Annotated in this window: 11 protein-coding genes and 1 other RNA gene; all 12 read left to right on the top strand. The window is 49.5% G+C overall.

Going from position 1 to position 14,091, the window contains the following annotated elements:
• Positions 1–3 precede the first annotated feature (3 nt).
• Entirely contained in the window at positions 4–792 is a 789-nt protein-coding gene (locus ACY2VT_RS01365; RefSeq protein WP_022462428.1) for an ATP-binding protein, read from the top strand.
• A gap of 15 nt (positions 793–807) precedes the next feature.
• Positions 808–2,937, top strand: a complete 2,130-nt coding sequence (gene acsB, locus ACY2VT_RS01360; RefSeq protein ID WP_461878617.1) for an acetyl-CoA decarbonylase/synthase complex subunit alpha/beta — start codon at positions 808–810, stop codon at positions 2,935–2,937.
• 297 nt (positions 2,938–3,234) lie between these two features.
• Positions 3,235–4,176, top strand: a complete 942-nt coding sequence (gene acsD / locus ACY2VT_RS01355) for an acetyl-CoA decarbonylase/synthase complex subunit delta (protein ID WP_461873137.1) — start codon at positions 3,235–3,237, stop codon at positions 4,174–4,176.
• A 37-nt stretch (positions 4,177–4,213) separates the two neighbouring features.
• A complete protein-coding gene (acsC, locus tag ACY2VT_RS01350) occupies positions 4,214–5,569 on the top strand; it encodes an acetyl-CoA decarbonylase/synthase complex subunit gamma (protein ID WP_117509045.1) in 1,356 nt (451 codons plus the stop codon).
• A 95-nt stretch (positions 5,570–5,664) separates the two neighbouring features.
• A complete protein-coding gene (gene acsE / locus ACY2VT_RS01345) occupies positions 5,665–6,450 on the top strand; it encodes a carbon monoxide dehydrogenase/acetyl-CoA synthase methytransferase subunit (protein ID WP_022462424.1) in 786 nt (261 codons plus the stop codon).
• A gap of 129 nt (positions 6,451–6,579) precedes the next feature.
• The gene (gene acsV / locus ACY2VT_RS01340; RefSeq protein WP_461878616.1) at positions 6,580–8,505 is read left to right on the top strand and encodes a corrinoid activation/regeneration protein AcsV; all 1,926 of its coding nucleotides are present in this window, start codon (positions 6,580–6,582) and stop codon (positions 8,503–8,505) included.
• Positions 8,506–8,546: 41 nt separating this feature from the next.
• The gene (locus ACY2VT_RS01335; protein WP_459919316.1) at positions 8,547–9,218 is read left to right on the top strand and encodes a DUF3786 domain-containing protein; all 672 of its coding nucleotides are present in this window, start codon (positions 8,547–8,549) and stop codon (positions 9,216–9,218) included.
• A 35-nt stretch (positions 9,219–9,253) separates the two neighbouring features.
• Complete coding sequence (locus tag ACY2VT_RS01330) at positions 9,254–9,886, top strand: cyclodeaminase/cyclohydrolase family protein (RefSeq protein ID WP_461878615.1); 633 nt, start codon at positions 9,254–9,256, stop codon at positions 9,884–9,886.
• A 42-nt stretch (positions 9,887–9,928) separates the two neighbouring features.
• A complete protein-coding gene (locus ACY2VT_RS01325; protein WP_022461835.1) occupies positions 9,929–10,780 on the top strand; it encodes a bifunctional 5,10-methylenetetrahydrofolate dehydrogenase/5,10-methenyltetrahydrofolate cyclohydrolase in 852 nt (283 codons plus the stop codon).
• Between the two features lie 171 nt (positions 10,781–10,951).
• Positions 10,952–12,421 (top strand): stage IV sporulation protein A, encoded by a 1,470-nt coding sequence (gene spoIVA, locus ACY2VT_RS01320; protein ID WP_461878614.1) that lies wholly within the window; start codon positions 10,952–10,954, stop codon positions 12,419–12,421.
• A gap of 104 nt (positions 12,422–12,525) precedes the next feature.
• Positions 12,526–12,720: non-coding RNA, 6S RNA (gene ssrS, locus ACY2VT_RS01315), on the top strand.
• A gap of 70 nt (positions 12,721–12,790) precedes the next feature.
• Complete coding sequence (locus ACY2VT_RS01310) at positions 12,791–13,834, top strand: aldose epimerase family protein (protein ID WP_461876904.1); 1,044 nt, start codon at positions 12,791–12,793, stop codon at positions 13,832–13,834.
• Positions 13,835–14,091 lie beyond the last annotated feature (257 nt).

Raw genomic sequence — 14,091 nt, 5'->3', positions numbered from 1 at the left:
AAAATGAAAATAGCAGTAACTGGAAAGGGTGGCGTAGGAAAAACAACCATCGCAGCGACCCTTGCAAGACTTTATGCAGAAGAAGGCCATCCGGTTCTGGCTGCAGATGTCGATCCGGATGCCAATCTGGGCCTTGCGCTTGGATTTCCGGAAGAAATCCTCGATTCGATCGTTCCGATTACCAAAATGAGAAAGCTGATCGAAGAGCGCACCGAGGCAAGTGCAGACAACCGGTTTTACAAGATAAATCCGAGAGTAAGTGATATCCCCGATAAATACAGCAAAGAGTACAATGGAGTCAAACTCCTGACGCTTGGCACCGTGGAGACGGCCGGAAGCGGCTGTGTCTGCCCGGAGCATGTGATGCTGCGGAGAATCATCAACAGCCTGGTCCTTCACAGAGGGGATGTTGTCATCCTCGACATGGAAGCAGGCCTTGAGCATCTGGGAAGAGGAACGACTGAGGGCATGGATATGTTCATCGTAGTTATCGAGCCGGGTGCAAGAAGTATTCAGACCTATAAGAATGTCAAACGTCTGGCCGAAGAGCTTGGCGTTCATCAGGTTCATGTCGTGGCAAACAAAGTACGCGACGAAAAAGATGAGGCATTCATACAGGACCGTATCCCCCCGGAGGATCTTCTGGGCATGGTCCACTACAACCCGGAAATTATGGAAGCGGACAGGGAAGGTTCGTCTCCATATGATTACAGCGCGGCTGCAGTAGAAGAGATACGGAAAATAAAAACAAAAATCGATAAGTCAAACATGCCTGGCATGGAAAAAGTGTGATAGGAGGAAAAACACATGACATTATTCGAGAGAGTATTTGGCGGAAATGATGCAGTATACGGTCTTACCGAAGCTGCCGTTGATGCCGCAATCGCAGCAAACGGAGAGGAAAAAGCAGTCAGCTTCCCGGACACTGCTTACGCACTTCCGTGTTACTATGCTGTAACAGGAGTAAAGGTTACCAACTTAAAAGAGATGAAAGAGGCTCTTGGCGTGGTAAAATCTCTGATGACAAGAGAAAATCAGCTGAATGATGTATTTATGTCCGGTGTTGCAACTGCACTCTGCGCAGAGTTCATCGAGGCAATTAAATACATCGACGGTGCAAAACCATATGATGAGCCGTGCTACGGCCATTTAAGCGATGCCATCATCCGTGAGCTTGGTGTGCCGCTTGTAACAGGCGATATCCCGGGCGTAGCTGTTATCCTTGGAAGCGCTCCGACCGCACAGGAAGGCGTGGATCTGGTTAAGAGCTATCAGGCACAGGGTATTCTTGTAACACTGGTTGGCGGAATCATCGATCAGTGTCAGGAATTAGGATACAAGACCGGCGCAAACGTACGTGTTATTCCGCTTGGAAAAGACGTAACATCTGTTATCCATGTTGTATCCGTAGCAATCCGTGCAGCCCTGATCTTCGGTAACGTAACCGCAGGCGATGCAGGCGCACTGATGACCTATACCAAAGACCGTGTACCGGCATTTGTAAATGCTTTTGCTCCTCTGGACGATGTGATTGTTGCATGCGGCGCTGGTGCAATTGCACTTGGTTTCCCGGTTATCACAAACGATGACAAAGACGTTCCGGCTATTCCGAAGAGCCTTATTATCCAGAAAGACGTTTCCAAATTCAACGCAACTTCTCTGGAAGCACGCGATATCAAGATCAAAATCACCAACATTGATATCCCGGTTGCATTCGCATCTGCATTCGAGGGTGAAATCATCCGCCGTGGTGATATGCAGGTTGAGTTTGACGGTTCCCGCGTAGACTGCTGCGAGCTGGTTCAGACAAAAGGTGCTTCCGAAGTAGAAGATCACAGGATCGAGCTGATCGGACCGGACATCGACGAGTTCGAGGTAGGTTCCAAACACAGCATTGCATACGTTGTTGAGGTTGCCGGAAAGAGCATGCAGCCGGATTTCGAGCCTGTATTTGAGCGTAAATTCCACAGCTACCTGAACTGCATCGAAGGTGTGATGCATACCGGACAGCGTGATATGATCCGTATCCGTGTCAGCAAAGAAGCTTTCAACGCAGGCTTCCGTGCAAAACACTTCGGAGAAGTTCTGTACGCACAGGTTAAAAACGAGTTCGAGGCTGTTGTTGACAAATGTCAGGTTAAGATCTACACCAATCCGGAAGACTGTACCAAGATCCGTCACGAAATTGCAATTCCGGTATTCGACAAACGTGATGAGCGTCTGTCTACCATGACAGATGAATCCGTACCGGTATACTACAGCTGTATCATGTGCCAGGCATTCTCCCCGAGCCATGTATGCGTTGTTACACCAGAGCGTCTCGGACTTTGCGGTGCTGTTTCATGGCTGGATGCAAAAGCTACCAACGAGCTGGATCCGAACGGACCTTGCCAGGTTATCACAAAAGAAAAAGTAATCGATGAGAGAATCGGTGAGTACGAGGATGTTAACGAGGCTGTTCGTAAACTTTCCCAGGGCGCTCTTGATGATGTATCTCTGTACTCCATCATGGAAAAACCAATGACATCCTGCGGATGCTTCGAGTGTATCTGTGGTATCGAGCCGTTCTCCAACGGTGTCTGCATCGCAAACCGTGAGTACGCAGGCATGACTCCTCTGGGAATGACCTTCTCCGAACTGGCTTCCATGACAGGCGGCGGTGTTCAGACTCCTGGATTCATGGGACACGGCAAACACTTTATCGCTTCCAAGAAGTTTATGAAAGCAGAAGGCGGTGTTGCCCGTATCGTATGGATGCCGAAAGAGCTGAAAGAGCAGGTTGCAGAGAAACTGAATGAGACAGCAAAAGAGCTGTACGGTATCGACAACTTTACCGATATGATCGGTGATGAGACCATCGCAGAAGATCCGGAGACACTGGTTGCATTCCTGACCGAGAAAGGCCATCCGGCACTTGGTATGGATCCAATGATGTAATTCGTATTTTACAGGCCTATCCTGTGAAAGAATAAGCAGACCGGTATGGCTTGGGAGGGGATTCCAAAGCGGAGGAGGAAGCCCTTTCCGGCACATGCCGGCAGCTGTAAAGTGATTTTCTGAAAAAAAACGGCTGACGAAGAGAAAACGGATACTTTTTGTCAGAAAATCTTGGAAAATATCCTGGTAAATCTTGCATTCTCCGGGAAAAAACGTTAAAATAATAACAGGTGTGTCCATGAAGCGGAATCATGGAGATATGCCTGTATGTAATTTATTTTTAAGGAGGCTTTTTTTATGCCGTTTAATCGCAAACCACAAAAGTTTAATGCAGCAATTAAATCCGTTGTAATCGGCAGCGGAGACAAAACCGTAACTCTTGGCGGAGAAAACGTATTACCATTCTATGCTTTCGATGGTGAAATCAAAAACGGACCGAAGGTCGGCGTTGAAATCACAGACCTTGGTATGGAAGGAGAACCGGAAAGCGTAAAAGCATACTATGAAGGTGCAGCTACCATGGGCGAGATTGCAAAAAAAGCAGCAGCTATGGAAGGTGCAGATTTCCTTTGCCTTCGTCTGGCAGGCGGAGACCCGAACGGTCTGAACAAATCGGTAGAAGAACTCATTGAGACAGTCAAAGAGGTTGCTGATGCCGTTGACGTGCCGCTTGTTGTAGAAGGATGCAAAAACGTTGAGAAAGATTCCGAGCTGCTCACAAAAGTAGCAGAGGTTCTTCAGGGAAGAAACGTTCTTGTTATGTCCGCAAGAGAAGAAGATTACAAGGCAGTTGGTGCAGCCGCAGGTCTGGCATACAGCCAGAAAGTCGGCGCTGAGTCCGCTGTAGATATCAACCTTGCAAAACAGCTGAATGTTGTTATGACCCAGCTTGGTGTCAGCGCAGACAGCATTGTTATGAACGTAGGTTCTGCAGCAGTCGGATACGGATATGAGTACGTAGTATCTACACTGGACCGTATCAAAGCAGCAGCATTATCCCAGGACGATAAAATGCTGCAGATGCCAATTATTACTCCAATCGCTTCTGAGACATGGACTGTAAAAGAGGCAATGGCAACAGAAGAGGAATCTCCGGAATGGGGAAGTCAGGAAGTACGAGGAGTCTCTATGGAGATTCAGACAGCAGCCGCATCTCTGGCTTCTGGTTCTGATGCAGTTATCCTCAAACATCCACAGTCTGTTGCAACCATTTCCAAAATGATTCAGGAACTGATGTAATCAGTACGTAAGGAAGAGATTAGGAGGATAAAGAATTATGGCATTATCAGGTATTCAGATTTTTAAAATGACCCCAAAGAAAAACTGTAAGGAGTGCGGATGTCCGACCTGTATGGCATTCTCCATGAAGGTTGCACAGGGCGCTATGGATATTTCAGCGTGCCCATATATGTCTGACGACGCTATGGCACAGCTTTCCGAAGCTACCGCACCGCCAATGAAGACGATCAAAGTCGGAACCGGCGACAGTGAGTACACTCTTGGCGGAGAGACGGTTCTCTATCGTCATGAGAAAACATTTGTAAGCAAAACCCGTTATGCGGTATCTCTCTGCAGCTGCATGTCTGACGAAGAGATCGATGCAAAACTGGAAGAAGACAAAAAAGTTGATTACGACCGTATCGGTGAGCGTATGTGCGCAGAGATGCTGTATGTAAACTATGCCGGAAATGGCGTAGACAAATACGTATCCCTCGTAACAAAAGCTGCAGCTACCGGAAAAGTTCTGGTACTTGGCTGTGAGGACGCAGAGGCTGCAAAAGCTGCTCTGGAAGTATGCAAAGCAGGAAAACCGATCCTGAATGGTGCAAACGCATCCAACTACGAAGAGATGAGCAAACTTGCCACAGAGGCAGGCGTTGTTCTCGGCGTTAGCGGCGCAAATATCGATGAGCTTCACGATACCGTAGAAGCAATCGAGAAACTCGGCAACAAGAACCTGGTTCTTGATACCACAGAAGCTACCATCAAAGAGACCTTCGCTACTACCGTGCAGGTAAGACGCGCATCCTTAAAAGACACAGACCGTACCTTCGGTTATCCGTCTATCGTAAATCTGGCAAAAATCGCACAGGGCGACAGATATATGCAGCAGGCACTGCTTTCCCTGTTCACCATGAAATACGGTTCCATCATCGTTCTTGAGGAGATGGGATACGCAGAGGCACTTCCGGTATTCGGACTTCGCCAGAACGTATTTACCGATCCGCAGAAACCGATGAAAGTAGAGCCGGGCATCTACCCGCTGAACGGCGCAGACGAAAATTCGATCTGCCTGACCACCGTAGACTTTGCTCTGACCTATTTCCTGGTATCCGGAGAGCTCGAGAGATCCGGAGTTCCGGTCAACCTTGTAATCAACGACGCCGGCGGACTTTCCGTACTGACATCCTGGGCAGCAGGTAAATTCTCCGGTAACTCTATCTCCAAGTTCTTTAAAGAGAATGTAGAAGATAAAGTAAAATCCAGAAAAGTTATTATTCCTGGTAAAGTAGCCGTATTAAAGGGCGACATTGAGTCCAAACTTCCTGGCTGGGAAGTAATTGTTGCTCCGCTTGAGGCAGTTCAGCTTGTAAAATTCATGAAAGATCTGCAGGCAAACGGAGAACTGTAATACATAAAAATTCCGGGCCGGGGCTTCTGCAAGAAAGAAGTTCCGCCCGTGAAAAAATAATTATGGGGGATTCCCAAAAGAAAAGGAGAAGAGATATGGCAAAATTTGTAACCATCGGCGAAAGACTTTCCGTTACAGCTCCTACTGTAAACAAAGCATTCGCAGCAAGAGATGAAGAGCCAATTTTAAAGAGAGCAAAACAGCAGCTGGACGCTGGTGCCGTTTACCTTGATGTAAACATCGGACCGGCTGAGAATGATGGAGAGGACATCATGAAATGGGCTGTTGAGCTGCTGCAGAGCAATTTTGACAATGTTCCGCTGGCTCTGGATACATCCAACAAAAAAGCAATTGAGGCTGGTATCTCTGTATACAACCGTTCCAAAGGAAAACCGATCGTAAACTCTGCAGATGCTGCAGGAAGAATCGAGTACGTTGACCTTGCGGCTGCAAACGATGCAATCGTTATCGCACTTTGCAACGGCGAAGGAATTGCAAAAGACAACGACGAGCGTATGATGTACTGCCAGACCCTTCTGGAAAGAGGTATGGAGCATGGTATGGAGCCGACCGATCTGTGGTTTGACCCGCTGTTCCTGGTTGTAAAAGGAATGCAGGACAAACAGATGGAAGTTCTTGAGTGCATCAAGATGTTCAGCGATATGGGACTGAATTCTACCGGCGGACTTTCCAACAACTCCAACGGTATGCCGAAAAACATCCGTCCGATCATGGATTCCGCACTTGTAGCTATGGCTATGATGCAGGGTCTGACCAGCGCCATCGTTAACCCGAATGACCTGAGACTGATGGAGACCATCAAATCCTGTGACGTATTCAAAGGCAACACTCTGTACGCAGATTCTTATCTGGAACTGTAATTCTCGCAGGTTTTCCCCTGATGGTGCCGCAGCGTTTGCGAAAACCTGCGGCCCATCAGGGGTTTTTCTATCTACAAGCGGAAAAGAAAAACAGCGGAGAAATACATACGACTGGGGGATTTACAAGTTATGGCAAAAGTAACCTTTCGATTTGAAGAGGGAGAACCGGTAGTCACCTATGCAACCGAGGGAGAGCGTCTTCTTGAGGTAGCGCAGAAGAGCAACGTGCCGATCGATGCACCATGTTCTGGAAACGCGTCCTGCGGAAAATGCCGTGTCCGCCTCGTGAGCGGTGAGCTGGACTCCAAAATGACCCGCCATATTTCAGAAGAAGAATACCAGAACGGCTGGAGACTGGCATGCGTCAGCACCGTGAAAGGTGATGTCGAGGTGGAAGTACCAGACATTGCATCTGCATACCGGAGCCGCATGAAGGTCGCAGACCTTAGTTCACCGAGTGAAATTGCAATTTTTGAAGATACAAAACAGAAAATTACAGACGCCGGCCTGGAGCTGAAAAACAGCATGCAGGTGATCACGATCTCGATGGAAGAGCCGACACTTGACGATACGATGCCGGACAACGAGAGAGTCACCTGGGCCGTACAGGCAGCAACCGGACTGGATCGGGTGCGGATTCCGTACTCTGCGCTGAAAAAAATGCCGGATGTCCTTCGGGAGTCTCATTTCCAGGTGCAGTGTGTGGTCCGTACAACGGCAAACGACGTCTTTTTATACGATATGCTTCCGATGGAAGAAAAAGCAGTTGTCGGCGGCCTTGTGGTCGATATCGGAACGACAACCGTATCTGCGCTGATCGTGGATATGCTGAGCGGCGAAATCCTGGCGAAAGCATCTTCCGGAAACGGACAGATCCGCTACGGTGCCGATGTCATCAACCGAATCATCGAGTCCCAGAAACCGGGCGGCTATGAGAGACTGCAGAACGCCATTATCAAAGAAACCTTAAACCCGATGATTTCCAATATGTGCCGTGCGGCAAAAATCAACAGCAAGCAGATTTACCGTGCAGCGATCGCCGGAAACACTACGATGGAGCATCTGATGATGGGCATCAATGCGGATCCGCTCCGGATGGAGCCGTATATTCCGGCATTCTTTAAGACGAACTCTCTGTTCGCATCAGATATCAATCTCGCGATTCATCCGGATGCGCATATCATTCTGGCACCGAATATCGGAAGCTATGTCGGCGGAGATATCACAGCCGGCGCTCTTGTCAGCATGATCTGGAACCGGCCGGAGATGAGTCTCTTTATCGACCTTGGTACCAATGGAGAGCTTGCATTTGGAAACTCTGACTTTATGGTAAGCTGTGCATGTTCGGCAGGACCGGCCTTTGAGGGCGGTGATATCAGCTGCGGTATGCGTGCAACCGACGGTGCAATCGAGAAATGTACGATCGATCCGGAGACGATGGAGCCATCTTATCATGTCATCGGAGATGAGGGTACGAAACCGATCGGCCTTTGCGGTTCCGGTATCATCGATGTGATTGCGGCGCTGTTCCGCGCGAAGATGGTCAATCCGAAGGGTAAATTTATCCGTGAGGGAAAACGGATCCGCCACGACAAATATGGCATGGGAAGCTATGTCATTGCGTTTGAGGAGGAGGCTGGAAGTGTCCGCGATGTTGAGATTACCGAGGTCGATATCGACAACTTTATCCGCGCCAAGGGCGCGATTTTCTCAGCGATCCGTACGATGCTGAACTATCTGGATATGGATGTTTCCATGATTGAGGAGGTTTACGTAGCGGGCGGTATCGGAAGCGGCATCAACATGAAAAATGCCGTTACCATCGGTATGTTCCCGGACATCCCGCTGGAAAAATTCCATTACATCGGCAACTCTTCCCTGACCGGCGCGTATTCGATGCTCTTATCGACAGCGGCAGAGAAGAAGACGTACGAGGTTGCCCGGAACATGACGTATCTGGAGCTTTCGACCGTACCGACGTATATGGACGAATTTGTAGCGGCCTGCTTCCTGCCGCACACGGACACAGCGATGTTCCCGTCTGTAGAAGTATAAAAACGGAAGTGAGAACCTTTTTTGAGAGGAATTGGATTCACATGGCAGTAGACTTGAATTACGAAAAAGACAGCAAAGAACGGATTCCCTATGAACATTACCTGGAAGTATACCAGAACGCGGATCCGGCGGAGATTTCCAGCCGGTGTAATGTACCGTATGACGCCGAAAAACACGAGTTTACGGTATCCCTGATGGGTGTTTCCTACCGGATTTCCTGGCCGGAGTACCGCGTGCAGCATCTTGGAGATGACGGCACAGACGGTCCGGTGATTGGCTGGTATCCGCTCGAGGAGAAGCCGAATGCAAAAATTCTGGTGCTGCGCTATCTGACCGAGGGCGGAGCTGCCCCATCCACCGGAAAATTTCTGACATACCGGGAGATTCCGTGGGGAGAAGTTTATTTTAAACAGTTCCAGGGAAGATGCCTGTTCCGTCTGGCCTTTGGCTTTGGCGGAAAGCTCGACAAATTCCGTGAGATCATGGAGCGCGTCGGTGCACAGGCGATTTCATCCGGAGATGTCGGATATGAGCTGGAGTTTATGAAGGGTCTTTTTGTCCGCCTGATTTTATGGGCGGGAGATGATGAATTTCCGCCGTCCGCACAGATTCTCTTTTCGGACAATTTCCCGGCTGCATTTACGCAGGGAGAAGATATGGCGGTGGTCGGAGACGTTACCATTGATATGCTGAAGGCACTTGCTGCAAAATAAGCGTTACAAATAAAAAACAAGCGGAGGAAAATAACATGGGATTTTCAACAGTACCTTGCAATGAATTTGTAGAAGTACTCGGTTCCAAAGCGCCGGTTCCAGGCGGCGGCGGAGCATCTGCACTGGTCGGCGCTGTCGGCACAGCGCTTGGCAACATGGTCGGCGCACTGACTGTCGGCAAAAAGAAATACGCGGATGTCGAAGAAGAAATGAAAGAGCTGATGGCGAAGGCAACGACTCTCCAGGGCGAGCTGCTTCACCTGATCGAGCGCGATGCGGAAGTGTTCGAGCCGCTCTCCAAAGCATACGGCATGCCGCGTGAGACGGAAGAGGAGAAGGCAGAGAAAGCAAGAGTCATGGAAATCGTGCTGAAGGACGCCTGCTCCGTGCCGATGGAAATCATGGAAAAATGCTGTGAAGCGATCGATCTGATCGTGGAATTTGCAGCAAAAGGTTCCGCACTCGCAATCAGCGATGCGGGTGTTGGCGCAGCGTTCTGCAAGGCTGCCTTAGAGGGCGCTTCCCTGAACATATACATCAACACCAAATCCATGAAAAACCGTGAATACGCAGAAGAGCTGAACAAAAAATGCGATGAAATGCTTGCGGTTTATACCGTAAAAGCAGACGAAATTTTCCAGAGCGTACTGGGAAGACTGAAAGCCTGAAACGCGGCAGAAGATGCCGCAGAAAAAGCGGAGGATAAGAAAATGGCAAAACAGTTATTAGGAAAAGAAGTAACAGCAGCATTAAATGAGAAAATCAAAGCAAACGTAGCAGAGCTGGAAGCAAAAGGAGTAAAACCAACCCTTGGAATCATCCGTGTCGGAGAGAGAGAGGATGACCTTTCCTACGAAAGAGGAGCAACAAAACGCTGTGAGACCTTAGGCGTTGCATACGAGAAATTCCTTCTCCCGGCAGATGTTACCCAGGAAGAGCTGATGGCTACCATCGACAAAGTAAATAAAGATGATTCCATCCACGGCGTTCTGATTTTCCGCCCGCTCCCGAAACATCTCGATGAGGCGGCTGTCATCAAAGCGCTTTCCCCGGAGAAAGATGTAGACGGTATCACAGACGGTTCCATGGTAGGCGTATTCGCCGGAACAAAACAGGGCTTCCCGCCATGTACTCCGCAGGCCTGCATGGAGATCCTCGACCACTACGGCATCGACTGCACCGGTAAAAAAGCCGTTGTCGTAGGCCGCAGCCTCGTTGTAGGAAAACCGGCAGCCATGATGCTGTTAAAGAAAAACGCAACCGTAACCATCTGCCATACCAGAACGAAAGACATGCCGTCTGTAGTCAAAGAGGCAGATATCGTGATCGTAGCAGCAGGCCGTGCAGGTGTTGTGGATGATACTTACCTGCGTGCAGGCCAGACCGTTATTGATGTCGGAATCAACGTAAACGAAGAAGGAAAACTCTGCGGAGACGTTGCATACGCAAAAGCTGAGCCGATCGTTGAGGCAATCACACCGGTTCCAGGCGGCGTAGGATCCGTTACCACATCTGTTCTGGTCGGCCATGTGGTAGAGGCTGCCATGAGAAAAAACAGCTAATCATAGGCTGAAGATAAGAATGTGACAGAAAAAAGGCACTGTGCGTCCGAAAAAAGGGCGGCGGTGCCTTTTTTGCGTGCGCGGCAGTGCAGTTTTGGTGATAGGAGAGGGGGCCGGCTCATAGAATATAACAGTACATAGCAACAAAGATCAAAAGGGGGACAACAGCGCATGGATGCATATTCAGTATACCGCGATATTCAGAAACGAACGAAGGGCCAGTTCCTGATCGGAGTGGTGGGGCCTGTACGGACGGGAAAGTCCACCCTGATTCGCCGTTTCCTGGAGGTGCTGGCACTGCCGCATCTTTCGGAAAAGGAACAGGCGGAGGTACGGGATGCCCTGCCTTTAAGCGGGGAGGGAAAGACGATCACAACGGTGGAGCCGAAATTTGTGCCGAAAGACGCCGTGGAGTTGCAGCTTGGGGAGGGCGATCCGATCCGGCTGCGACTGATCGACTGCGTTGGCTTTCTGGTGCCGGATGCGGCGGGAAATCTGGAAAATGAGAAGGAGCGGATGGTAAAAACACCGTGGTCCGAGCAGGCGATTCCGTTCCGGAAGGCGGCGGAGATCGGTACGAAGAAGGTGATCGCAGAACATTCCACGATCGGTCTTATGGTGACGTGCGACGGATCGTTCGGCGAGCTGCCGCGGGAGAATTTTCTGCAGGCGGAGGAACGGACCGTTGCGGAGCTCAAAAAGCAGGGAAAGCCCTTCCTGATTCTTGTGAATGCGAAAAAACCGTACCGGGAGGAGACACAGCGGCAGGTAAAGGAGCTTGAAACAAAATTCGGCGTGGCAGCGATGGCGGTGAACTGCGACCAGCTCCGCAAAGAAGATATTCTGCATATGCTCGAAAAGGTGCTGTATGAGTTCCCGCTTCAGCAGATGGAATTTTATATTCCCAAATGGGTGGAGCTTCTTGCCGATGATCATCCGCTGAAGGCGGAGCTGCTGCAGAAGATCCGTGAGATGTGCAGGGAAAAGACGCGCCTGAAGGACGCAGTGGGCGGAAAAACAACGATTGCCAGCCAGTATGTCAGCCAGACACTGCTGCAGTCGATGGATCTTGCGAGCGGCACGGTGAAGGTGCGGATTGAGGTGAAAGAGCAGTATTATTATGAAATGCTGAGTGCACTTGCCGGTGTGGAGATCAAAGGCGAGTATGATCTGGTGCAGACGATCCGAGAGCTGTCGGCACAGCGGGAAGAGTACCGCAAGGTGGAGGATGCGATTCATGCGGTGCGCGGCTGCGGCTACGGCGTCGTGATTCCGGGGAGGGAGGAGATTCAGCTGGAGGAGCCGGCCGTGATCCATCAGGGAAACAAATACGGCGTGAAAATTAAATCGGTGAGCCCGTCGATTCATATGATCAAGGCCAACATCGAGACGGAGATTGCGCCGATCGTCGGAAGTGAGCAGCAGGCGGAGGATCTGATCGCCTATATCAAAGAGAGCGCAAAGAGCCCGGAGGGAATCTGGAATACCAATATTTTCGGCAAATCCGTTGAGCAGCTCGTCGACGACGGCATCCGCAGCAAAATCGCCCAGATCACTGAGGACGGCCAGGCAAAACTCCAGGATTCCATGCAGAAAATTGTCAACGACAGCCGGGGCGGAATGGTGTGCATTATCATTTAATACAAAAGCTGTTCGAATATTTTTGAGTAATTGTGCAATAATACTTGAAAAGCGAACCAAAATAGCGTATAATCCGAATTGTGAAAAGAAAAGAAGAAAAATGTAACTTCCTGGAATGTTCGATGATCTCATTATTTTGAACCTACATTTACTTTAAACGGGAGGCTTATTATTGTCATGTGGATGTCAGGCCACCCTGGAAACAGACGTCAGTGGAAGGCAGAAATGATGACTGCGGCTACCCACCTAGCTTGCGTTGCTAGGAGTCAAAGTATGGGAAACGGCATTCCGGGGTTACAAAAGAGAAAAAAGAGAATCATGAAAGTGATTCTCTTTTATACGTTACATACAAACAAAAGGAGAAGGAACATGAAAAAACAGGGTTTTGGAACAACAAAAGACGGAAAAGAAGCAGCACTCTACACACTCTCCAATAAAAACGGAATGGAAATCAGCGTAACCGATTACGGCGCACATCTGGTATCGGTTCTCGTACCGGACAAGGATGGAAAGAAGAGAGACGTTGTCCTTGGATTTGACTCCGTAACCGGCTATGAGACAGACGGAAGCCATTTCGGAGCTACCATCGGAAGAAACGGAAACCGTATCGCGGGAGCAGCATTTGAACTGCACGGAAAAACATATCAGATGGCAAAAAATGAGAACGGCAACAACCTGCACAGCGGCCCGGACGGATATGAGTACCGCATCTGGAACGTAGAAGAGGCGGATGACAGCGCCGTTACCTTCGTTCTGATGAGCCCGGACGGAGACCAGGGGTTCCCGGGAAATTTTGAAGTGTCCGTTACGTATACCCTGACCGATGAGAACGCCGTAGAAATCCACTATGAGGGAAGCTGCGATCAGGATACCGTTGTCAACATGACAAACCACAGCTACTTCAACCTGGCAGGCCACGATGCCGGCTCCATCGAGAACCAGACACTTATCTTAAAAGCGGAGCAGTTCAGCCCGGTGATCGATTCTGCATCTATCCCAACCGGAGAGCATGCATCCGTAAAGGGAACTCCGATGGATTTTACCAGCGAGAAAGCAATCGGAGCAGAGATCGAAGCAGATTTCGAGCAGCTTAAACTGACCGGCGGCTACGACCACAACTTTATTCTGGATAAGGCAGTAGAGGGAAGCATCGAGCTGATGGCTGTCGCATCCTGCAAAGAGAGCGGCATTACCATGGAAGCCTTCACGGATCTGCCATGTGTTCAGTTCTATGCCGGAAACTTCATCGCTCCGGTTACCGGAAAGAATGGAGTATCCTACGGCAAACGCAACGGCTTCTGCCTGGAATCCCAGTATGTGCCGAATGCCATCAATCAGGAGGGTGAGGAGAAACCGATCCTCGAGGCAGGCGATACCTACGACACCACAACCGTATACAAATTCATTTTCTAAGATCCTATTTTATAGCATAAAAAAGCTCCCTTCCTGCAGTATCCTGTGAAAACAGGAGCGCAGGCGGGGAGCCTTTTTATGGGAAAGTATGCAGAAAACAAACTCTGAAAAACAGAAAAAGAAAAGACCCTGTTTTCGAATCCAACAGAATCTTACCAGTCATATCATATTCTTTTCAGAGGTGGGTAACCGCTTCGCCATCTGAATCAACCTGCAAGCGGAATAGGCAGACACCTTTAAGCGGAGGATAGTGCCTG

Origin of the sequence: Fusicatenibacter sp., from assembly GCF_050872605.1 — a bacterium.
Taxonomy (GTDB): domain Bacteria; phylum Bacillota; class Clostridia; order Lachnospirales; family Lachnospiraceae; genus Fusicatenibacter.
Note: the sequence above shows the minus strand (reverse complement) of the source record. Positions and strands in the feature narration are given on the sequence as shown.

Excerpts from the sequence above, each read along its gene's own strand:
- ACY2VT_RS01365 (WP_022462428.1), top strand. The coding sequence starts at position 4 with ATGAAAATAGCAGTAACTGGAAAGGGTGGCGTAGGAAAAACAACCATC.
- acsB (WP_461878617.1), top strand. The coding sequence starts at position 808 with ATGACATTATTCGAGAGAGTATTTGGCGGAAATGATGCAGTATACGGT.
- acsD (WP_461873137.1), top strand. The coding sequence starts at position 3,235 with ATGCCGTTTAATCGCAAACCACAAAAGTTTAATGCAGCAATTAAATCC.
- acsC (WP_117509045.1), top strand. The coding sequence starts at position 4,214 with ATGGCATTATCAGGTATTCAGATTTTTAAAATGACCCCAAAGAAAAAC.
- acsE (WP_022462424.1), top strand. The coding sequence starts at position 5,665 with ATGGCAAAATTTGTAACCATCGGCGAAAGACTTTCCGTTACAGCTCCT.
- acsV (WP_461878616.1), top strand. The coding sequence starts at position 6,580 with ATGGCAAAAGTAACCTTTCGATTTGAAGAGGGAGAACCGGTAGTCACC.
- ACY2VT_RS01335 (WP_459919316.1), top strand. The coding sequence starts at position 8,547 with ATGGCAGTAGACTTGAATTACGAAAAAGACAGCAAAGAACGGATTCCC.
- ACY2VT_RS01330 (WP_461878615.1), top strand. The coding sequence starts at position 9,254 with ATGGGATTTTCAACAGTACCTTGCAATGAATTTGTAGAAGTACTCGGT.
- ACY2VT_RS01325 (WP_022461835.1), top strand. The coding sequence starts at position 9,929 with ATGGCAAAACAGTTATTAGGAAAAGAAGTAACAGCAGCATTAAATGAG.
- spoIVA (WP_461878614.1), top strand. The coding sequence starts at position 10,952 with ATGGATGCATATTCAGTATACCGCGATATTCAGAAACGAACGAAGGGC.
- ACY2VT_RS01310 (WP_461876904.1), top strand. The coding sequence starts at position 12,791 with ATGAAAAAACAGGGTTTTGGAACAACAAAAGACGGAAAAGAAGCAGCA.